16 protein-coding genes are annotated in these 20,853 nt (G+C 46.0%); 4 read left to right on the forward strand and 12 right to left on the reverse strand.

What is annotated here, in order from left to right:
* Positions 1-19: 19 nt before the first annotated feature.
* The 3 genes from KO533_RS12205 to KO533_RS12215 all read right to left on the reverse strand — a co-directional run bounded on the left by KO533_RS12205 (position 20) and on the right by KO533_RS12215 (position 4,112).
* The gene (locus tag KO533_RS12205) at positions 20-2,131 is read right to left on the reverse strand and encodes a protein-disulfide reductase DsbD domain-containing protein (protein ID WP_219254372.1); all 2,112 of its coding nucleotides are present in this window, start codon (positions 2,129-2,131) and stop codon (positions 20-22) included.
* A 399-nt stretch (positions 2,132-2,530) separates the two neighbouring features.
* Positions 2,531-2,959 carry a hypothetical protein gene (locus KO533_RS12210; RefSeq protein WP_219254374.1) on the reverse strand — a complete coding sequence of 143 codons (429 nt, stop codon included), beginning with the start codon at positions 2,957-2,959 and terminating at the stop codon, positions 2,531-2,533.
* 403 nt (positions 2,960-3,362) lie between these two features.
* Positions 3,363-4,112 carry a 3-oxoacyl-ACP reductase family protein gene (locus KO533_RS12215; protein ID WP_219254376.1) on the reverse strand — a complete coding sequence of 250 codons (750 nt, stop codon included), beginning with the start codon at positions 4,110-4,112 and terminating at the stop codon, positions 3,363-3,365.
* A 185-nt stretch (positions 4,113-4,297) separates the two neighbouring features.
* On the opposite strand from KO533_RS12215, the gene KO533_RS12220 reads away from it, so the two are divergent.
* A complete protein-coding gene (locus tag KO533_RS12220; protein WP_219254378.1) occupies positions 4,298-5,218 on the forward strand; it encodes a LysR family transcriptional regulator in 921 nt (306 codons plus the stop codon).
* A 46-nt stretch (positions 5,219-5,264) separates the two neighbouring features.
* Here KO533_RS12220 and KO533_RS12225 read toward each other — a convergent pair whose 3' ends face one another.
* Entirely contained in the window at positions 5,265-5,912 is a 648-nt protein-coding gene (locus KO533_RS12225) for a CatB-related O-acetyltransferase (RefSeq protein ID WP_219254380.1), read from the reverse strand.
* 228 nt (positions 5,913-6,140) lie between these two features.
* Positions 6,141-6,887: a class I SAM-dependent methyltransferase gene (locus KO533_RS12230; RefSeq protein ID WP_063882138.1), complete on the reverse strand. Its 747-nt coding sequence runs from the start codon at positions 6,885-6,887 to the stop codon at positions 6,141-6,143.
* A 266-nt stretch (positions 6,888-7,153) separates the two neighbouring features.
* On the opposite strand from KO533_RS12230, the gene KO533_RS12235 reads away from it, so the two are divergent.
* Both KO533_RS12235 and rlmJ read left to right on the forward strand, forming a co-directional pair.
* The gene (locus KO533_RS12235) at positions 7,154-9,418 is read left to right on the forward strand and encodes a bifunctional diguanylate cyclase/phosphodiesterase (RefSeq protein ID WP_173497835.1); all 2,265 of its coding nucleotides are present in this window, start codon (positions 7,154-7,156) and stop codon (positions 9,416-9,418) included.
* 93 nt (positions 9,419-9,511) lie between these two features.
* The gene (gene rlmJ / locus KO533_RS12240; protein WP_173497834.1) at positions 9,512-10,357 is read left to right on the forward strand and encodes a 23S rRNA (adenine(2030)-N(6))-methyltransferase RlmJ; all 846 of its coding nucleotides are present in this window, start codon (positions 9,512-9,514) and stop codon (positions 10,355-10,357) included.
* 69 nt (positions 10,358-10,426) lie between these two features.
* Here rlmJ and KO533_RS12245 read toward each other — a convergent pair whose 3' ends face one another.
* Genes KO533_RS12245 through KO533_RS12255 form a run of 3 tightly spaced genes read right to left on the reverse strand, consistent with a single transcriptional unit; the run spans position 10,427 to position 12,835 of the window.
* Complete coding sequence (locus KO533_RS12245; RefSeq protein ID WP_219254382.1) at positions 10,427-11,182, reverse strand: lytic transglycosylase domain-containing protein; 756 nt, start codon at positions 11,180-11,182, stop codon at positions 10,427-10,429.
* Positions 11,182-12,219, reverse strand: a complete 1,038-nt coding sequence (locus KO533_RS12250) for a DUF3137 domain-containing protein (protein ID WP_219254384.1) — start codon at positions 12,217-12,219, stop codon at positions 11,182-11,184. The genes KO533_RS12245 and KO533_RS12250 overlap by 1 nt, the downstream gene beginning before the upstream one ends.
* 49 nt (positions 12,220-12,268) lie before the next feature.
* Positions 12,269-12,835, reverse strand: a complete 567-nt coding sequence (locus KO533_RS12255; protein WP_105250697.1) for a LemA family protein — start codon at positions 12,833-12,835, stop codon at positions 12,269-12,271.
* A 559-nt stretch (positions 12,836-13,394) separates the two neighbouring features.
* Here KO533_RS12255 and KO533_RS12260 point away from each other — a divergent pair.
* Positions 13,395-15,017 carry an AbgT family transporter gene (locus KO533_RS12260; protein WP_251073430.1) on the forward strand — a complete coding sequence of 541 codons (1,623 nt, stop codon included), beginning with the start codon at positions 13,395-13,397 and terminating at the stop codon, positions 15,015-15,017.
* Positions 15,018-15,073: 56 nt separating this feature from the next.
* On the opposite strand, the gene KO533_RS12265 is transcribed toward KO533_RS12260, so the two are convergent.
* The 4 genes from KO533_RS12265 to KO533_RS12280 form a co-directional block, all read right to left on the reverse strand.
* Entirely contained in the window at positions 15,074-15,397 is a 324-nt protein-coding gene (locus KO533_RS12265; protein WP_131524445.1) for a hypothetical protein, read from the reverse strand.
* Between the two features lie 37 nt (positions 15,398-15,434).
* Complete coding sequence (locus KO533_RS12270) at positions 15,435-15,698, reverse strand: hypothetical protein (RefSeq protein WP_219254386.1); 264 nt, start codon at positions 15,696-15,698, stop codon at positions 15,435-15,437.
* Positions 15,699-15,839: 141 nt separating this feature from the next.
* Complete coding sequence (locus KO533_RS12275) at positions 15,840-18,974, reverse strand: efflux RND transporter permease subunit (protein ID WP_105250702.1); 3,135 nt, start codon at positions 18,972-18,974, stop codon at positions 15,840-15,842.
* Positions 18,975-18,983: 9 nt separating this feature from the next.
* Positions 18,984-20,129, reverse strand: coding sequence for an efflux RND transporter periplasmic adaptor subunit (locus tag KO533_RS12280; protein ID WP_105250703.1), 1,146 nt, complete (start codon positions 20,127-20,129; stop codon positions 18,984-18,986).
* Positions 20,130-20,853: the final 724 nt, after the last annotated feature.

Below are 20,853 nucleotides of genomic sequence, written 5' to 3' on the forward strand. Positions count from 1 at the left end.
GAATGGCTGTTCGTTAGCGTTATTTCCCTGCCGCTACGGATGACTTTTCTGGGGACGCTGAGGCCTGCTCAATCACAGCAAGCACAAGCTCAGTCGATAGAATTTCCGGTAACTCAATCCCCTGCGGTGCACCCGGGCCGTAAACCACGTTGAATGGCACCCCGAAACGATTATGGCTTTGCAGGTAATGAGTAATGGGCTCAGAAGGCGTAGTCCAATCGCCCTTCATCGGCAAAATATGCGGCTGTTGCAACAGGCTATAGACTGGATCTTGCAAGATCACGCCAACTTTATTGGCCTTACAGGTGATGCACCAATCGGCAGTCACATCGACAAATACTGTCTTGCCCTGGGCGACCTGCTGATTAATCAATGCTTGATCCAATGGCGTCCAAGCAAGATCCGTAGGTAAAGGTTTAGCCCACTGGTTCACCGTCATAAATGCAATAACCGCCGACAGTAAAATACCGATACCTAAGCAGCTCACAATGGCAATCGCGCCATATTTCTTAGCCATAAACACCATAAATATCAGTGTAATAATGCCAGCTAATAGCCACAGGTAGATTGTATCAATGAAGCTGGACAACAGGCTAATGAGCCACAAACTGGTGATGAGCAACATGCCGGAGAAAAACACTTTGACTGTGTTCATCCAGCGACCGGGTTTAGGGAAATAACCCGCCACCTGCGGAAATGCCGCCACAATCAACCAAGGGAACGCCATACCCACGGCCAACGCAGTGAAGATGGCAAACAAGCTCAGTACATCGGCGCCCAAGGCGAAAGCGACCGCAGTACCCAAAAATGGCGCACTGCACGGTGTCGCCAGTAGCGTCGCAAACATGCCCTGTAAAAAATGGCCGCTGTTATTATTGCCGCCCGTCGTCGCCAACTTGGTTTGCACGTTAGAGGGTAAGTTAATCTCAAATACACCTAACATATTGAAGGCAAACACTGTGGTCACCAGCGCCATAAAGCCGATAAACCAAGGGTTTTGGAACTGCACGCCCCAACCAATCGCCTGCCCCGTGAGCTTAAGCATTAAGATAAAGCCAGCGAGTAACCAGAATGAGGCCAATATCCCCAGCGCTGATGCGATGAACTGTTGGCGGATTTGATTACGTTTAAGATCAGGTGCTGCAACCACTGAACTGAGCTTCATGCCAAGCACTGGTAACACGCAGGGCATGACGTTTAAGATCAAACCACCGATAAGCGCTAACAAAATCATGCCAAATATCGAGGTACTTTCTTGGGTAATCACCACAGGCTTAACTTCGGCGCTGTATTCCAACGCCCGCTCGCTATCGGCGACAGTCATGTTCAGCGATTTGCCCAAAACTTCAGGCTCGCCCAGCCAACTTTTACCGCTAAAAATACCGACCAATTGCTTGCCGTTAACATCGCTTTCACTCGGTTTTAAGCTCACTAGCTTAAATGTGGTATCTGGCTCACCATCGATAATCACGGTTGGACTCTGCCAGTTGGCATCATTGAGTCTGATTTCAAGTTGACCTTTGGCGGCATCCCAACCCATGGTCATCGCAGGATTTTGGCCTTCTTTCGTCAACACTTTTTGTGGCACAAGCGACACGGCCTTGTTGTAAGCCAACATGGCATCGGTATCCGCTTGCAGCGCATTGGGCGTGAAGTCGAGACTAATCTGATAATCCGTCAGTACACAGATGGTGGTACAAGTCGACAAGATCACTTTGCCACGCAGCTGAGTTGGCGCAGCGATATCATCGACTTTTAGGGTTAAGGGAAATATCGTATTGCCTTTATAACCAAAGGTTTGTAACCCCAATAATGAGAATTCCTCTGGCGCAGGCCATCTCCAATCCACTTGCTGTAAATTGTGTGAGCCATCCCATTTTATCGTCGGCGCGATACCGCCTTCCCCAGGACTGCGCCAATAGGTTTTCCAATCGCCCTCAAGTTGCACTTCAAGCACAGCAGGCAAAGTATTCGTTGCAGGATCAACCTCCCCCGTTAGCATAAAACGTACTTTGGCTGGAGGGTGATTATCATTAACCAACCACCCCGTCGATGCGGCCATTAGCGACGGGCTCGTCACTATCAAGGCGAGTATCCAGAATCTGGTTAACATGGATTTTAATGTACTCATTTTGTCCCCAAAATATGCATTAACTGTTTGTTATTAAATTGCATATTAATCTCTTCGATATATCGTCAGCATTTGCCATTGCAATACTTAAGCGCTGTTAGACCAAGCTAAGTTAAACAAGACTCTGTGATGCTGCGTGCATGCTTACCTTGCTTCTAGGCCATATAAATATTGGCTAACGCTATGTTCTGGTTACCAATATCGTTATGGCTTAAGAAACATCAGCGTGATAGAAGGCTTAAGTTCAAGCAGTCAGATAGGGAGGTGTGATGTGTTAAATTGGATGTTCTGCAGCCGCTTAACTTTCTTTTCTACCGGCAAACTGGCGAGAAAAGTCAAATATTGACTGAGAGAAAACATGCCTAAACAAACCCACCTATCAAATTGATAAATAAGTTTTTATTCTTGAAAGCGACAATGTGTGAGATGTATTCGCCTAGGTTTAGCTTGATAACCTTGTATGGGTAACAGTGTTATCACGCGGGAGGCGCGGGGAAGTAACGGCAGTAGGAACAGCAGGATAAGAAATGGGATGGTACTCGGAGTGTCGATACAGGTTCGGATCGATTTCTCAGACAATTCACATTTTTTAGGTTCACTTTTGACCAGCTCAGTACCCGCCGCTTGAGCATCGGCGTGGCTAGCCATATTGTTTGAAGTTGAGCTGCTGTTTAAAGCTGAACTTGAGTTTAAAACTGAGTTGGCGCTAAAACTAGCACCAGAAAAAGACGTAGCCGACATCGCCTGCGCGCTCGACTCCTTGAGCAACAAGTTAAGTATTCCACTATTTTGAGTCAAACAGAACAAGGTCAGAATGGTAAACACCATCACGCCCCATAAGTTGCCTGTTTGCTTAGTCGATAACTTAGAAATTTGAATTTCCCTTCGTCTTATTCTTTGATAATAAAGATAAAAAATGAGTGTCTTTCAACAGATAGCTGAAGATAAGACCGGCGGATTGTAACAATAGTTCATCAACAAGCAAATTAATTTGCCTTGCCTGACTCAAGCCATAGTCCACCATTTCAATAAAACCACGCTTTGCTGACGGATAATTTGAGTAACAACGACCTAAGGTCTTGCCATCATACTCAACGAGTTTTTATGCTCTAACATATTGATTCTGCATAACTAGCCACAACTTAAGCAAAGCCCGCCAGAGTGACTCTTGTGCAGGCTTATTAATGACTGGAATCAAACTTTTTGCCTAAAAGATAAATACAGACAAAGCTTATGCAGAAAACCCACCATCAATCATCAAACTCGCACCAGTGATATAGCCCGCTTCTGGACCCGCGATAAAGGCGACAAAGCTTGCGATCTCTTCGGCTTTACCAAAACGCCCTAGGGCGCCCATCGCTTTAACGGGCTCAGATGAATCGCCGTTATCAGGGTTCATATCGGTATCCACAGGGCCTGGCTGAATGTTGTTCACCGTAATTGCACGTGGGCCTAAATCCCGCGCGAGTCCTTTGGCTAAACCGACTAATGCCGATTTACTCATGCCGTAAATCGCACCACCTACAAACGGAATACGTTCAGCGTTGGTGCTACCGATATTGATGATGCGGCCGCCGTCATTCATGTGCAGCGCCGCTTCTTGGCTCGCCACAAACACACTGCGCACGTTAGTGTTAATTGTTCGTTCCCAGTCTTCTAGCGTCAGATTTTCGATGCTATCCCAAATCAGCGTGCCCGCATTATTAACCACAATATCTAAGCCACCGAAATGCGCTTTGGTCTCGCGGATGGCACGACGGATCGCCTCCGGCTCTGTGCTGTCGGCCTTAAAGGCAATGACTTGCCCCCCCTGAGCTAGCACTTCATCTACTAGTAATTGTGACTGCGCCTCAGATGACACATAGGTAAAGGCAACCGCGGCGCCGTCACTAGCCAATCTTTTAACGATGGCAGCGCCGATACCACGGCTACCGCCTTGTACAAAAGCCACTTTACCTTGCAGATTATTTGACGATTTCATAGTTAGCTCACTCAATAGGAATATAAAATTTATGGTAAAGAAAAGCGTTGTTAATCAATCGCAAAATGGCGATCGCCCGTTAGTTAACGCTCTTTTTCATACTGTGGTAGTAGCTTACGCGATTCACTTCCCATGATTAAGTCACTAAAATGACCATCACTGAGTCCTTCAAGGAATTAATTGCCGTGATAAATAATCAATTTGTTGAGATACGCCATTTCGTCACTGTTGCCCAGCTCGGCAGTTTTACCTTAGCGGCGCAGGCGTTAGGCATGACAGGTTCGGCGCTCAGTAAAAGCATAGTGCGATTAGAAACCCGCTTAGGCACTAAGCTGCTGCACCGCACCACAAGGCGTGTGAGCTTAACCAATGATGGCAATTCGTATCTCACAGATTGCCAAAATGCCATGGCAATCCTAGACAATGCACAGAGCCGACTCGGCAGCGAACAGCAAATTCCCTCAGGTCGAGTGCGAGTGGATTTACCCGTGACGTTTGGGCGGCGATATATACTGCCAACCCTATTAGCACTGTCGCAAAAATATCCCAAGCTCGAGTTATCCATTACCTTTAACGATAGAGCGACCGATTTGTTTAGTGACGGCATTGATTTGGCGGTGCGTGTCGGACAACTCGGCGACACTGTGGATTTAGTCGCCCGTAGATTAGGAGAACAACGCCGAGTGATCTGCGCATCTCCCGCCTATTTCGCTCGACTTGGCACTCCACAAGGCAAAGAAGATCTCAGCCAGCACCAATGCATTGTCGGCTGGCCGCTTGGGCAGCAACATCGCTGGTTACTTAAACATGAGGATGGGATCATCGAGGCTTATGACATTCCAGTACGCCACGAAATCGCTGATTGCGAAGCCATTTTAGCGGCCACACTGGCGGGAGTGGGTTTAGCGCAAGTGCCGATATGGTTGGTTGAGGACTATCTTAAAACTGGTGAACTTATCTCGGTACTGGACGAACTCGCCAGTGACGACACACCCATCCACTTGATTTGGCTTAAAACCCCTTACCTCCAACCTAAGCTACGGGTGATCATCGAAGAACTGATCGACTTAGCGAAAGCGCCCAAAAGCAGATTTAAGGCAGGATAAGTAAAAGGCCTCGACTAATCGCGACCTTTCACTTTGGGACTAACGGCTATTTATTTTGATGTACAGATTGGTCATAGAGAGTGATCGCTTTCCTGAGCGCGTCAAAATCCGCCGAACACAAATGCTGCTTTAAGCTATCAAACTTTTCGGCAGGCCAATCGTAGATTTTTAACGCCAGTAACTCAGTAATAACGTCTTTATCGAACCGATACTTGATTAATTTCGCGGGTGATCCCGCCACAATACTGTAGGGTTCGATATTTTGGGTGACAACACTATTTGCGGCAACAACCGCACCTTCACCTATCGTCACCCCAGGCATCAGCATACATCTCATACCTAACCAAGCCCCATCACCAATATGAGTATCGCCTTTGCCTACGTAGGCATCCTCAATAAAATCCACAAAGGGGTATAAACAAAACCAATCTGCTCTATGCGTATGATTTCCGCCCATTAAGATCACAACTTCGGCGGCGATACACACATAGTTACCGATATAAAGTTTATCGATAGGCCACTTAGGCTCCCACTCACGGCTCACTTCATCGCCATGAAGATATCTCACTACAGATCCCTCAAAGCCAGCATCCCAACAATCACTGTAATAGCTATGTTGACCTTTGACTATGATATTGGGATTGGTGACTACCTCATGCAATAACTGAACTTTTGACCAATGCTTTTTCTGCATTGCAAATCCTCTTTATAAACAAAATTGTTAATACGAAACATAATGTTATGAGAAGTTTTACATTAGAATAGTCAGTGAATACGCGGCTGTTTTAGCAGAGGAATGAGTTTCATATAAAAAATCACAAGTGGGTATAAAAAAGAAAATAGCCCATAAAACTGAAATATCGACATGAGCTAAGCCGTTGTCACTGAAAGCATACAATGTTCGCGATGAGAAAAATCTTCGCTATTTCATCGCGGCTTTTACATAGACATCGAAACGGTTTTTCTTGGTTTCAATAACCGTATTAGGCTTAACCCCATCCAAATCTTCGGCATAGTCTGGGCGCTTAACGACGACACGTTTAGTTGCTAAAGCTAAAGCTGGGGTGAGTAAGCCATCGGCATCTAAATCGGCACCGACTAAGGATTGGAATACACGCATTTCTTTTTTAACAAGGGCCGATTTATCACGGTGGGGGTACATAGGATCGAGGTAAACCACATCCACCTCTTGTGCTAATTTCGATAGTGCTTCTAGGCTAGAACCATGAAACAGGCGCATCCGCTCACGCATCCAATCACCGATTTCAGCATCTTGATAGGCGCGGCGCAAGCCGTCTTCAAGTAATGCGGCAACCACAGGATGACGTTCAACCATAGTTACAGTGCAACCAAGGCTTGCGAGCACAAACGCATCACGCCCTAAACCCGCTGTGCCATCAACCACACTCGGTGTTACCCCTTGCTTTAATCCCACCGCTTTAGCGATAGATTGGCCGCGACCGCCACCGAACTTACGTCTATGGGCGACGGCGCCAGTCACAAAATCCACCACTATACCATCGAGCTTAGGCTCATCGCGTTTATGCAGTGATAAAGTATCTGATTCAAAACGCAATTCGAAGGTCGCATTCGCATCGTAGACGAGTTGCCAACGTGCACAAATATCCACAAGTGTTGGGTATTGCTGATTGAAAAAAATCGGGGTCACAGGTTGTCTTCTAACCAACGAAAATGATGGCCATTATGCCTAAAAATCTCGTTTATGAATATGCTAGTAAGCAAAACACATCGCTAAGCTCATCACTGTCTTAGCCAATTTGTCTCAGTACGCCCTTAATAATTCAAACAAGCATCACACTGTAATATACTGATTTATAAAGGCAGCAATCTATTTGTATAACAGTTTAGTGATTTATGTTATATGTTACGTCCCCAGCCAACCTGCGTGACTTCCGTACGGGATAAGGACTTTTTTTGCTTCAATGGCTAAAAGGTTTTTTGTTTATCAGGGAGCAAGATTTTTTAAATCCTGACAAAACGATATTAAAAACCAGCTTATTGCGGATTATTCTGCTCAGTGGCGCCATCTTGACCACTAGCATAGTGCTGCATAGCTCTTTAATTGCGTATGAGTTAAACCTCACTTTCATTATCAGCATTACGGTCAGTTTTTTAACCGTACTATTCCTGTCTTTATGGTTTACGCGCAAATATTTACTCGTCAGCTCTATCAGCCTGCTGGCGATGGTTATTGCAGCCTGTTTATCTATGCTGCTGTTTATCCCTGACTTTAACTTATCGCAGGTAGGTATTACTTTCTTATATACCTTGCCCTTGATGGCGCTTTTCCTGTTTGGCAGAAAAGTCGCTTTTATTATGATGTGTTTCAACGTATTGCCTTTTTTACTGCTACTGCGTAACCAAAACCTGCCACCCATTATCGATATTGATATCAGCCTACCTGCGACCCACGCTTATCTAAACGGTTTGCTGTTTATGTTTTTTAATATCTGTATCCCGTTGTCGGCAATGCGCCTGCTAAAAACCCAAAAAATCCATGCGCAGCAAATGATCCAGCATCAAAATGCACTGCAACATACATTAGACCAATATGCTGAAATCTTTGAAAATAATGGTACAGCCTCTTTCTTCTGCAATGAGGATGGAGTCATTCTCAACCTGAATAATGCCGCGAGGGAAATCGCTGGAGAAGTCACACTAAACCGCACTCGCCTATGTGACATTTTTGAACTTACCGAAGATACCAGCACGAATTTACTGGCGGCCTCGTTTCCGACCCATTTAAAGAACAATAACAGCACTAAATATCTGCTGCAAAAAGCCTCATTACAGCATCATGATACTTTGTTATTTCACTGCCACGATGTCACAGAACAGGCGAACCATGCGATTGAGCTGAGTCGACTTAAAAAACACCACATCAGCACGCATTTCTATGATTTAGTGACGGGATTACCCAACGAAAATCACTGGTATAACCCAGCGCCAAGCTTGATCCATCAGGAAATGACCGTAGCCTTAATCAAAATTGATAATCTTAGCCAAATTAATGCTGCTTTCGGTATCAGCGTCGGAGATGCCATCCTAAAAGCCTTTGCTATTGAACTCAAAAATCGCTTTGGTCATATCGCAAAAATATACCGATTTAGAGGAGCATCGTTTGCACTCGAGTTTACTAGCCTGCCGCTTATCTCCCCTGAAAACCTAGCGCTACAATTACGCGAGCGTATTCCAACAAACCTACAACTTAAGCAAGAACAACAGACTGAATATCATCTCGAGTGCAGAGTCGGTTGCAGCTCAGGTAATAAAGCCTCACCGCAGCAAGCCGCGGAGCAATGTTTAATTGCCATAAAACAAACCACCCAAGCTAGCCCAGTGATGGTGTATTACATTGGTTTGATTAACAATCTGCTCGAAGCTTCATCGCAAAAAGCCAGAATCCGTGACGCGCTGAAACACAACCGCCTTGAAATGTGGCTGCAACCTAAAGTGATGGCCAATGGCCACATTACTAGCTTTGAAGCGCTAGCCAGAATGTTTGACGAAGACGGCACTATGATCATGCCGAACACTTTTATCCCCATCATAGAGTCATCTCAATTGCAGGCGATTTTTGCGATAAAAGTCTTCAGGCAATTACTACAACTGATCCGTTCTTGGCCTAAGAATGTGCCTCTGGTTAGGATAGCCTTTAATTTATCAGGGCAAGATATTCTGTCGGATCGCTTCTTTAAGGTGTTAATCCAAACCTATATGAATCATCCTGAACTCATCCCATTGTTGGAAATTGAAATTACTGAAACCTCTGTATTTTCAACCCATAAAGAAACAGGCCGACGCCTAAACACCTTAGCTCGCATGGGGGTTTCTATCGCTATTGACGATTTTGGCACTGGCCATGCGTCATTAAGCCAGCTCATTGATATCAGTGCCGACACAATTAAAATCGACCGTTACTTTGTCAGTCAAATGGGCATTAGTGAACGCCATACCCAAATTGTTAACGCCGCCATCCTGTTAGCCAAGAGCTTAAAACTCAACGTCATTGCCGAAGGTATCGAAACCGAAGCCCAGTTATTGCAACTCACTGCGCTAGGATGCGAACAATTTCAAGGTTATCTATTCGGTAAACCCGCACCAGCGAATCTCTGGCTGAAAACCTTTCAAATGCAAACCCCCACACACTGGTTCGCCAATAAAAAGAGCGCCAACTGAGGCATTAAATTTACGCCTAGAACCATCGCAGGTATAATTGGCGACTGGCATTTGCCTCTCTTTGCTATGTTTGCAAATTACTAGGATTACCCCATGTTAAGTTACCGCCATGGTTATCACGCTGGCAATTATGCCGATGTGTTGAAACACGCCATCTTGCTACAAACCTTGCAGCTGATGCACAAGAAAGACAAACCACTCGTGTATATCGATACCCACGCAGGTGCGGGTGGTTATGCTTTAAGCGATGAATTTGCACAGAAAACAGGTGAATACCTCGAAGGTGTAGCTAAGCTTTGGGATAAAACTGACCTACCACAATCGCTGCAGGACTATGTCGCCGCCGTGCGCCATTTTAATGAAGAAAATCCAGACGAACTCAACTTCTACCCAGGTTCACCCGCCATTATCGACATGGAGCTAGGGCCTAAAGATCGCATGGTCTTGCACGAGCTGCACAGCACTGATTACGTGTTATTGGATGATTATTTCTGCGAAGACAGACAAGTTAAAGTGATCAAAGGTGATGGCCTAAAAGGCCTTATCGCCGCAGTACCACCATTAGAGCGTCGTGCTCTGGTGCTAGTCGATCCTAGCTACGAGATGAAAACCGACTACCAAGATGTGGCCGAAACCCTGATAAAAGCACACAAACGTTTTGCTACGGGTGTGTTTATCCTGTGGTATCCAGTCGTAAATCGCGCTCAGACCGAAGGTATGTTATCGCGCCTCGCCAACAGTGGCATTAAACGTCAGCTGAGAATTGAACAAGCCATTAAGCCCGATTCAGATGAATTTGGCATGACTGCGGCAGGATTATGGATCATCAATCCACCTTGGCAGTTAGACGAAATCGCAACTGAATTAATGGATTACTTGGGTAAAACACTTGGACAAGTGGACGGTAACATTACTGTAAAATGGGAAGTCGGCGAGTAACCTTCGACTCAAATGGCGGCGATGATCTCCGGATTTTCGCCACTTCATTTCAGCTTATCAATGCGGTAACTAAACGTCCTTCTGCTCGCGGTAACGCTTCAATAAAATTTTCACACGCTCAACATAGGCTTGGGTTTCAGGATAAGGCGGAATGCCATTGTACTGAACCACGGTAGTCGGCCCCGCATTGTAAGCCGCGCAGGCCAATGCGACATCACCATTGAACTGTTTTAGCATTTGTGCCAAATACTTACTGCCACCTAAGATATTCTCTTCGGGCAAAAATGCATTTGCCACACCCATCTCTTTTGCTGTTTCTGGCATCAATTGCATTAATCCCATGGCACCAGTTCGCGAAAGTGCACGCGCATTAAAGGCTGATTCCGCGTGGATCACAGCGCGGATTAAGGCGGGATCAAGTTGATGCTTATGGGCTGCATGGGAGATCAGGGCATCATAATTAGCGGTAAATAGCCGAATACCATTCCAATCTATGGTCGAATCGGGACGACAGGCAAAACAGTCATATAACAAAATTTGATACTGGTTATTTGCGGGGGCTTTGTCGGTAAAGACGGTGACACCATTAGCTTGTTGGTATTGATAAACCTTGAGTTTTTCTAGACCTTCACTACTCACTATGCCGCTCTGTGAGTACCGCGCCACAATACGCGGCTTAGCTTTTTCGCGCGCCTCCTCAGCATTTGCATTTATCATCAAACTCGAAATCAATAATAAGCACAGGCCTAACACCTCAAATCTGCAGGGCAATGAAAAGGCTGCGAAAGTCAGTGTACGAGCAAGCGCTAAGCGAGTAAGCAACATCAAAGTCCCGTGTACTGATTAAGTTTAAGTACTTCAATAATAGCAAAGAGTTGCTTCATTTCTCGGTTTATCTGACTAAATTCTACTGAAAAGGTTGCGCCATGAAAAATGGACTGCATTTGAAAATGCGTTCTGCGATTCGGCAGGAACAAAGTTAGTTTATTGCGGAAAAATGCACATTGAATATTGCCATCGAAATGTTTGGCAAGCTCCTGTAAGCGCTCCATAAATGCCGTATTGAGCAAATAACGTGACTCGATTTGATCCGTTGAAAACACGTCGAACTCTTTTTCAAATTGCGGATCTTCAAGTTTGACTCGTACCAGTCCCGCATGGCTGTCGGACAGGTAATTTGCTACACCACCGCGATCCCTCAGCACCACAGTATGACCCATAAACGCTTTATGGCTACTCAGCTCAACCACTAAGCCACGAAACTGGGTTTCCGTGCGGGTCACACTTCTGCGGCTATTCGTACCGACATCCAGCTCTTCGACTTGCACATTCTTGGTCAAGGTAAGCTCATTGACCGTCAACTCAACGCCCTTATAGCAGCCTTGTATATAGTCACCGAAGCTGACTTTGTCGTATCGCGGTAATACTTTAGCCGCAACGAGTCGATTCATGTCGAGGCGCATTTCGCGGCTATAAATAAAATCATCGCCGAAATATTTAAACATCAGCGGATAAATATCATTTTGAACCAAATGCTTAAACTCACGAGTCGGAGCAAAGCTCCACCAGCTTAATCCGACTAAGGCAAGCAATGGCAAAGGCGGGAAATAAGCGCCGCCGCTGTAGTAGCCAATAACGGTGAGCAAGCTCAGCCCAAGCACTATCATCAAACTCAAATACAAACGTTTACGCGCCGCCTTAAGGCAAGCCACACGCTTAGTTTCATATTTGCGACTGATGGGCGCGATATGTTCTTCGTAATACGCTTCGAGTTGAGGTAGTTCGTCAAAATCCGCAGACAAACCAACAGGCCCCCGATAAGTCCGAATCGGGCTACCTAAAATAAAAGTGATGATATTCATATTGATGTCATAGTATTGCAGGGTGATAACTCACCCTGCACAGCTAAGCTTACAAGTATTCGGCCGCATCTACGGGCGCTTTTGCCGCTTCGCTTACCTCATAGAATGGCATCACTTTAATACTCGCCATAGAAGCGATAATCGAGCCGGGGAAGATTTCTACCGCAGTATTAAGCTCGGAAACTGCCGAGTTGTAAAAACGCCTCGCAGCTGAGATATGCGCTTCGACCTCGTTATAGGTCTGCATCGCCTGCAACATAGTGTTGTCAGATTTGAGCTCGGGATAGTTCTCCACATTCACCATCAAGGTGCTCATTTTGTCGTTCAACCGCTCAGCCTGAACTAAATGCTCTTTAACGGCACTCGGATCGGCCTTGTTGTAATTATGGCTGAGCAGAGTGCGTAATTCGGTGATTTCAGTGAGCAGTGACTTTTCATGCTCCATAAATCGTTTAGCAATTTTTAGAATATTAGGCACAAGGTCGGCACGCTTGGTCAGCTGTACATCGATACCCGACAAGGCTTCGAGCGCGGTATTGCGCTTTTTGACTAGGCTGACGTACCAAAGATAGGTCACGATAAAAATCAGCGTTAATCCCAATAACAATTTTTCCATCTTCCATCCTTAGGTTTCTTATTCTTGTTAATAGGATACAGCTAACCATAAATGAGTGAAAATTTCACCTGCGGGCTGATTAAGACAATGAAATTACTCGCTGGTCAGAGCTGGCGATATTATCTAACGAGCAATCATCAACGAAACTGGCCATATTCAGCGATGAAAAGTGATCATCTGCATAAAAAACAGCATTTAACCTATAAATTTATCGATATTCAGCTCCGATACAGCAAACAACGTCTATAGTGATATGGCACAACATTAGAGCATCCAATTTTGCTCGTGAATACTGGACTCCTCGAGAGTCCATTTTTTTATCCTAATTTTAGCCCTCCTCGCCTCAACGCAGTCAATAGCAACATTTAAGTTTCAATTAAAACTTAACAATCATACTTTGCCGCTAATTTTTTAACTTTTACCTTAGCTTTCACTCCGAGTCTTGCACCTAGAGTTATCCCCTCAGCCACGTCATCCACAATCGGCCGTCGGCAATGTCTCGAGTCTGTTATAGGGTCCAAATATTGCGCTGCGTAAAGGTCGACATAAAGGAAGGACGATGAGTTTTAATTCCGGCGATATTCCCCCCAAAAAAGCTTCTGAACCCAATCCACAACAGGGCGATATTAGCTCTAGTGGTTGGTTTGTACGTTTTCTCAATATTGTTGAACGCTTAGGCAATCTGCTGCCCCATCCAATCACCTTATTCGCACTGTTCTGTGTTGCAGTGATCATTATTTCAGGTATTGCGGGCTACTTTGGGTTAACCGTGGTCGATCCTAGACCTATTGGCTCACACGGCCGCAGTGCCGACGGTTTAATCCATGTGGTGAGCCTGATGAACGCCGAAGGTTTGCGGATGATAGTCTCGCATCTGGTGACCAACTTTACTGGCTTTACACCACTCGGCACTGTGCTCGTGGCGCTACTCGGTGTCGGGATTGCCGAACGCTCTGGCTTATTATCTGCGGCTATGCGCGCCTTAGTCATGGGTGCCTCTAAACGATTAGTCACTGTAACCATAGTATTTGCCGGCATTATGTCCAACACCGCTGCCGAGCTTGGCTATGTGGTACTTATCCCTATGGCGGCGATGATTTTCCACTCCCTTGGCCGCCATCCACTTGCAGGTTTAGCTGCCGCTTTTGCCGGGGTTTCAGGAGGTTATAGCGCTAACTTGTTGCTTGGTACTGTCGATCCCTTGCTATCGGGCATTACCGAAGCTGCGGCGCGCATGATAGATCCTCAATACAACGTCGGCCCAGAAGTAAACTGGTACTTCATGTTTGTCTCCACCTTTGTGATCACTTTCCTTGGCGCCTTTGTCACCGAAAAAATCGTCGAACCTAAGTTAGGTCAATACCAAGATGATGATGCAGACAAAACCGTACTGCAATCGATGGAGAGCATCAGTGCTATTGAGAAACGCGGCTTAAAATGGGCTGGGTTATCTATGTTAGTGCTCGCGGTTATTTTAGCGATTTCAGTCGTACCAGAAGGCGCACCGCTGCGCCATCCTGAAACCGGTCTCATCTCAGGTTCGCCATTCCTCAAGGGCATAGTCGCCTTTATCTTTATCTGTTTTGCCATACCTGGCTTTATTTACGGCAAAGTCGTGGGCAGCATCAAAAATGATAAAGATGTCATCAATGCCATGTCCCACAGCATGAGCACTATGGGCATGTATATCGTCCTCGTCTTTTTCGCCGCGCAGTTTGTCGCCTTCTTCAACTGGAGTAATTTAGGCGCAGTATTGGCGGTATTAGGTGCCGATGCACTGCAATCCATAGGCTTGACGGGCCCGATCGTATTTTTGTTCTTTATTATGCTCTGCGGCATTATCAACTTGATGCTTGGCAGCGCCTCGGCCCAGTGGGCAATTACCGCCCCGATTTTTGTGCCTATGCTGATGCTGGTTGGTTATGCGCCCGAAACGATTCAAGCGGCGTACCGTATTGGGGATTCGGTGACTAACTTAATCACACCTATGATGAGCTACTTTGGTTTAATCTTAGCGGTTGCCTGTCGTTACCAGAAAAACCTAGGGATAGGTACGCTGATCGCCACTATGCTGCCGTACTCGCTCGTGTTTTTCGTGGGTTGGACAGCGTTCTTCTTCCTGTGGGTATTTGGCTTTGGTCTGCCCGTTGGGCCGGGAGCCGCGACTTACTACACGCCTTAACCGCAATAAAAAAGGCGTCGATAGTGAAGTCGACGCCCTTTCTTTATTCGATAGCTTTAGTCGTATAGCCATTCCATTAACAGACTGCAGATCATCAAAAAAATACCTAGATTAAACACATAGGTCTGTAGGGTAGATTTTAATGTCGAGTCCTCAGCTTGCGATACTATCTGGCTCACTGACATAAAAAATAATTGAGGGGCTAGCCCCATGCCCACAAATAACACTGCAGCACCGACACAGCGAGTTAACTCTGGTAGTACAAGCTCCTGCAAGTAAAATGCATAAACGCCATAGGCCAAAAATGCCAGCGCTATGCCATGACATACCATTCCCACGATAAGTTGCTTAGTGGCAAGATTACCCCACGAAAACACCATGTCACCCCTACACTCAGCTTAACCAGAACTATTGATACTATTGGGCGCGCAGTTTATCTCGCTTACGATTAATCTGCACCCACACAAACCAACCAAACAAAATACCGCCAATGGGATAAATATAGAGCGCTCTTTGCAGTTCCGCCCAGAATGGATCGCCCGAGATAAAATAATGTATTAAGGCGACCACGAGGGACGTCAGCATACCCCAGTAAAGTACGCCAAAGACCAAAATAAAGTACCACTTACCCTTAGCAATGAGTGCATCTAGTTTTTGCAATTCCAACGCAGCATCATCCATGTTTCGTCCTCTTAACTGCCTAAGCGCAATATGCCAGAACTCGCGCACAGTGCCTATCCATCTTTATAACTAACAGCATTAAAATAACAAAAAGCCCTGCAATTGCAGGGCTTTAGTTTAGAAGTTTAGAAACGATCGAGCTTATTCAGCTGAGTTTGGCTTCTGTTCTTTACCTTTCTTCTCGCGCTTACTGAAGAGACGCTCCACTATCACGAAGAATAATGGTACGAAGAAGATCCCTAGGAAAGTCGAGCTCATCATACCGCCGAGTACACCTGTACCAATGGCGTTTTGACTACCAGAGCCTACACCGGTACTGATAGCTAACGGCACAACCCCTAGACCAAAGGCTAGAGACGTCATTAAGATGGGGCGAAGACGCACACGCACCGCATGCAAGGTCGCCTCGACTAAGCCTGAACCTTTCTCATAGAACTCTTTGGCGAATTCCACAATCAAGATGGCGTTCTTAGTCGCTAACCCTACTGTGGTTAACAGCCCCACTTGGAAGAACACGTCGTTTGGCAAGCCGCGACCATTCATTGCAATTAAGGCACCGATGATCCCAAGCGGAACCACGAGCACAACTGCAAAGGGTACCGACCAGCTTTCATAGAGTGCTGCCAATACTAAGAAGACCACTAAGATTGACAGAGCATACAGCGCTGGTGCTTGGTTACCCGATAGACGTTCTTCATACGATAGACCGTTCCACGCGACACCAAAACCAGGAGGAAGCTGCTTGGCTAAGTCTTCCATAATTGTCATAGCTGCACCGGTACTGAATCCAGGAGCCGTGGCACCTTGAATGTTCATCGATGGTAAGCCGTTAAAGCGTTCTAAACGTGGAGAACCGTATTCCCATGCACCAGTGGCAAACGCAGAGAATGGCACCATGTCACCCTTGTTATTGCGCACGTACCAAGAATCTAAATCTCCCGGTTGCATACGATACTGGGCATCACCTTGCACATATACTTTCTTCACGCGGCCACGGTCAATAAAGTCATTCACATAAGAACCACCCCAAGCCGTTGCAAGCACATTGTTCACATTAGTGATTTCAATGCCTAACGCACTCAACTTAGCGTGATCTACATGTAATTGATAAATTGGCGCATCTTCTTGACCATTTGGACGCACACCCACCAGATTTGGATTCTGTGCCGCCATACCAAGCAGTTGATTACGTGCCGCCACTAACTTCTCGTGGCCTTGGCCGTTCTTATCCTGCAGGTACATGTCGAAACCGTTCGCCGTCCCCAACTCGATTACCGCAGGCGGTACGAAGGCGAATACTAAGGCATCTTTCATCTGACCGAACACACCCATAGCGCGACCAGCAATAGACTTCACATCCATACCAGGCGCTTCACGTTCAGACCAATCCTTCAAACCAACGAAGGCGATACCCATGTTTTGCCCTTGACCCGCAAAACTGAAGCCCGCCACGCTAAACACCGATCTCACGCCCTCCTCAGCCATAAAGTGATCAGACACTTTCTCCAATACTTTTAAGGTGCTTTCTTGAGTTGAGTTAGTCGGCAAAATGGCTTGCGTGAACAAAATACCTTGGTCTTCATCTGGTAAGAACGCCGTAGGCATACGGATAAAGATCCAACCGACTGCAATAACCAGCACAACGTAAATCGCCATCACTCTAAAGCCGCGCTTGATGATCCCAGCAACGCTCGATTCATAACGATTAGTCAGTTTATCGAAACTACGGTTAAACCAACCAAAGAAGCCAGTTTCGATATGAGCATGGCCCTTCTTAATCGGTTTGAGCATAGTCGCACAAAGTGCAGGAGTTAAAATCAAAGCAACTAGAACAGACAACGCCATCGCAGATACGATAGTGATAGAGAACTGACGATAAATAACCCCCGTTGAACCTGACATAAATGCCATAGGGACAAACACTGCGGAGAGGGTTAGACCGATACCGACTAAAGCACCGGTAATTTGATCCATCGACTTACGCGTCGCTTCCAGTGGACTTAAGCCCTCCTCGGCCATTACCCGCTCGACGTTTTCCACCACCACAATCGCATCGTCCACCAACAAACCAATGGCGAGCACCATAGCAAACATGGTTAAAGTGTTAATCGAGAAACCCGCTAACGACAGAATCGCAAAGGTTCCCAGCAATACCACAGGTACCGCAATAGTCGGGATCAAAGTTGCGCGGAAATTTTGCAAGAAGAGGTACATGATGATGAACACTAGTACAATAGCTTCAAGCAAGGTATGTACTACACCTTCTATCGATTTTTCAACGAAAGGCGTTGTATCGTATGGATAAACAACTTCTAGCCCTTGCGGGAAGAAAGGTTTCATCTCAGCAATTTTTTCACGAACGGCTTCAGCAGTATCAAGCGCGTTAGCACCCGTTGCCAGCTTAATCGCTAACCCTGTCGCAGGTTGACCATTATACAGTGACACCACAGCATAACTTTCAGAACCTAATTCAACCCGTGCCACATCACTTAGGAAGACGTTTGCGCCTGAAATATCCGATTTAAGGATAATTTTGCGGAACTCTTCTGCCGTTTGTAAGCGGCTTTGAGCCGATACCGTTGCGTTCAACTCTTGGCCTGCCACAGAGGGCGCGCCACCTAACTGTCCAGCTGAAACTTGAGCGTTTTGAGAGCGAATTGCAGCGATAACGTCTAAACTGGTCAAGTTGTATTGAGTCAATTTCAACGGATCTAGCCATATACGCATCGCATATTGGGCACCAAACAGCTGAATTTCACCTACGCCCGGTACGCGACTCATAGGATCTTGAATGTTCGCACCAACATAGTCGGCGATATCGCCTTTATCTAACGAACCATCGGTCGATACGAAGCCTAATACCATTAAGAAGCCTGAACTCGACTTGTTAACGTTAACCCCTTGCGCCTGCACCTCTTGCGGTAACAGGGTCATAGCACCCTGTAACTTGTTCTGTACTTGAACCTGTGCAATATCCGGATCGGCTTCAGCGTTAAAGGTTAAAGTGATCTCAGCATTACCAAAACTGTCACTGGCTGAGGCGATATAACGGAGGTGATCGATACCCGTCATACGTTGCTCAATCACCTGAGTCACAGAATCTTCAACAATCTTAGCGGAAGCGCCAGGATAGTTAGCACTGATCACCACGGTCGGTGGTGCAATGTTAGGATATTGGGACACTGGCAGCGAGCGGATCGAAAGGATCCCCGCCAGCATAATAATCAAGGAGATCACCCACGCAAAGATGGGGCGATCAATAAAAAAACGTGCCATAGCTATGCCCTATTGTGCTTGCGTTTCAGAAATAACTTTGGTGGTTACTGGAGCGCCGGGACGAACTTTCTGTAATCCTTCCACAATCAACTTGTCGCCCACAGTTAAACCAGAAGTGACTCGCCATTGGTTGTTAATCACTTCTGCGGTCGTCACAGTTTTCGCTTCGACTAAACCTTGGTCATTCACCACCATAGCCACAGCTTCACCCTTAGAGTTACGCGTAATCGCTTTTTGTGGAACCAAGATAGCCTGTGGATCAGTGCCCGCATTTAACATAGCGCGAACATACATGCCAGGTAACAAGATACCTTCAGGGTTAGGGAATTCTGCGCGCAGAATAACGGAGCCAGTGTTTGGATCCACGCTCACTTCAGCGAACTGCAACTTACCCGGATGACTATATTGAGTACCATCTTCAAGCAATAATTTCACGTCTGCATTTTCTGAAGCTTGTAGCTTACCTTGCTGCAACTTAGCTTTAAGACGTAACAACTGAGCACTCGATTGCGCGATATCCACATTGATAGGATCAAGTTGTTGAATCGTCGCCAGCGTTTGGCTTTGGTTGGCAGTCACTAACGCCCCAGCAGTCACACTCGATTTACCGATACGACCAGAGATAGGCGCTAATACTTCAGTATATTGCAGGTTGATTTTAGCGGTGTTAATCGCAGCTTCAGCCACGGTAACATTTGCCAATGCTTCTTTATAAGCCGCTTCAGCTTCATCGAACTCTTGCTTACTGATGGCGTTGGTTTTTACCAATTGCTGATAACGTGCCGCCTTAGCTTTTGCTGAGGCTAAGCCCGCATTCGCTCTGGCTAAATCAGCATTGGCACTCACTAAAGCAGCTTTATAAGTTGAAGAGTCAATCTGATACAAGGATTCACCCTGTTTCACATTGCCACCTTCAACAAAACTACGCTTAGTGATAATACCGTTAACCTGTGGACGAACTTCAGCCTCGAGGAAAGCTTTACTGCGTCCTGGTAATTCCACCTGAATCACTTGTGGCTGGGCAACAACATTAAGGATTCCCACTTCCATACTACGTGGACCAGCACCCGCCTGAGCGCTCTCTTCTTGAGGGCTGCAAGCTGCCATCCATAACGCCACGCTTATAACTGAGGCAAGTTTAATTGTCTGCCGCATGAGAACTCCTTCAAATATTAACTGCCCACATACCAGTACACTTATTGCGCTGACACGAGCCGTAATTATAACTAAAATCAAATCCGTTATTTATCTCATAGCCTATATGAATCAACAAGGAAGATAACGAAACTAAATTGTAAACTAATGAAAATTTTCACTCATTCAGCATTACTATATTCATCGAATTGTTATTCGATTTAAAAAATCGGTTAACTTTGAGTGGCATTGTTAGGGGGATATGCCGTAAAACACCCAATAAGCCTACTCCATATTGAATATGTTGCAAATCTGTTCATATTCTAGACTTGCGGCAGGCCAAGGCCCACAGCTCAATGACGTTAGCTTAACCGTCACTTGTTGCAATAATTTGTACATAGAGACGAAAACGCAGCGCGCTTGTTTTTACTCAGGCCACTCTCAGTATCAAGTCGTTAAAAACGACCCTATCAAGACTGACAATACCGAAAGAGAGTAAGCAAAGAGCTGGCTTCAGACTGCTTGTGCGTAAAACATGAATACATCCGATAGCGGATTGCTGTGCAGTTTATTACATCTACTATTTGTGCACGGCTAAAAGGCAGCGCCAGCGTTATGAGTCAACGCCACACAATTAAACAGTCACAAATAATAGCTAGCGGGCTATTTTAGTGGTTACCCCAAAACGGAGCAAACCCGAAATTCAGATTAATACCCCATTAAATGAAACTCAGACTCCCACAAA

Origin of the sequence: Shewanella sp. NKUCC05_KAH, from assembly GCF_019345585.1 — a bacterium.
Classification (GTDB): domain Bacteria; phylum Pseudomonadota; class Gammaproteobacteria; order Enterobacterales; family Shewanellaceae; genus Shewanella; species Shewanella oncorhynchi.

Excerpts from the sequence above, each read along its gene's own strand:
- KO533_RS12255 (WP_105250697.1), bottom strand. The coding sequence starts at position 12,835 with ATGGAAAAATTGTTATTGGGATTAACGCTGATTTTTATCGTGACCTAT.
- KO533_RS12280 (WP_105250703.1), bottom strand. The coding sequence starts at position 20,129 with ATGCGGCAGACAATTAAACTTGCCTCAGTTATAAGCGTGGCGTTATGG.
- KO533_RS12265 (WP_131524445.1), bottom strand. The coding sequence starts at position 15,397 with ATGGTGTTTTCGTGGGGTAATCTTGCCACTAAGCAACTTATCGTGGGA.
- KO533_RS12275 (WP_105250702.1), bottom strand. The coding sequence starts at position 18,974 with ATGGCACGTTTTTTTATTGATCGCCCCATCTTTGCGTGGGTGATCTCC.
- KO533_RS12210 (WP_219254374.1), bottom strand. The coding sequence starts at position 2,959 with ATGGTGTTTACCATTCTGACCTTGTTCTGTTTGACTCAAAATAGTGGA.
- KO533_RS12250 (WP_219254384.1), bottom strand. The coding sequence starts at position 12,219 with ATGAATATCATCACTTTTATTTTAGGTAGCCCGATTCGGACTTATCGG.
- KO533_RS12215 (WP_219254376.1), bottom strand. The coding sequence starts at position 4,112 with ATGAAATCGTCAAATAATCTGCAAGGTAAAGTGGCTTTTGTACAAGGC.
- KO533_RS12245 (WP_219254382.1), bottom strand. The coding sequence starts at position 11,182 with ATGTTGCTTACTCGCTTAGCGCTTGCTCGTACACTGACTTTCGCAGCC.
- KO533_RS12260 (WP_251073430.1), top strand. The coding sequence starts at position 13,395 with ATGAGTTTTAATTCCGGCGATATTCCCCCCAAAAAAGCTTCTGAACCC.
- KO533_RS12205 (WP_219254372.1), bottom strand. The coding sequence starts at position 2,131 with ATGAGTACATTAAAATCCATGTTAACCAGATTCTGGATACTCGCCTTG.
- KO533_RS12270 (WP_219254386.1), bottom strand. The coding sequence starts at position 15,698 with ATGGATGATGCTGCGTTGGAATTGCAAAAACTAGATGCACTCATTGCT.
- rlmJ (WP_173497834.1), top strand. The coding sequence starts at position 9,512 with ATGTTAAGTTACCGCCATGGTTATCACGCTGGCAATTATGCCGATGTG.
- KO533_RS12225 (WP_219254380.1), bottom strand. The coding sequence starts at position 5,912 with ATGCAGAAAAAGCATTGGTCAAAAGTTCAGTTATTGCATGAGGTAGTC.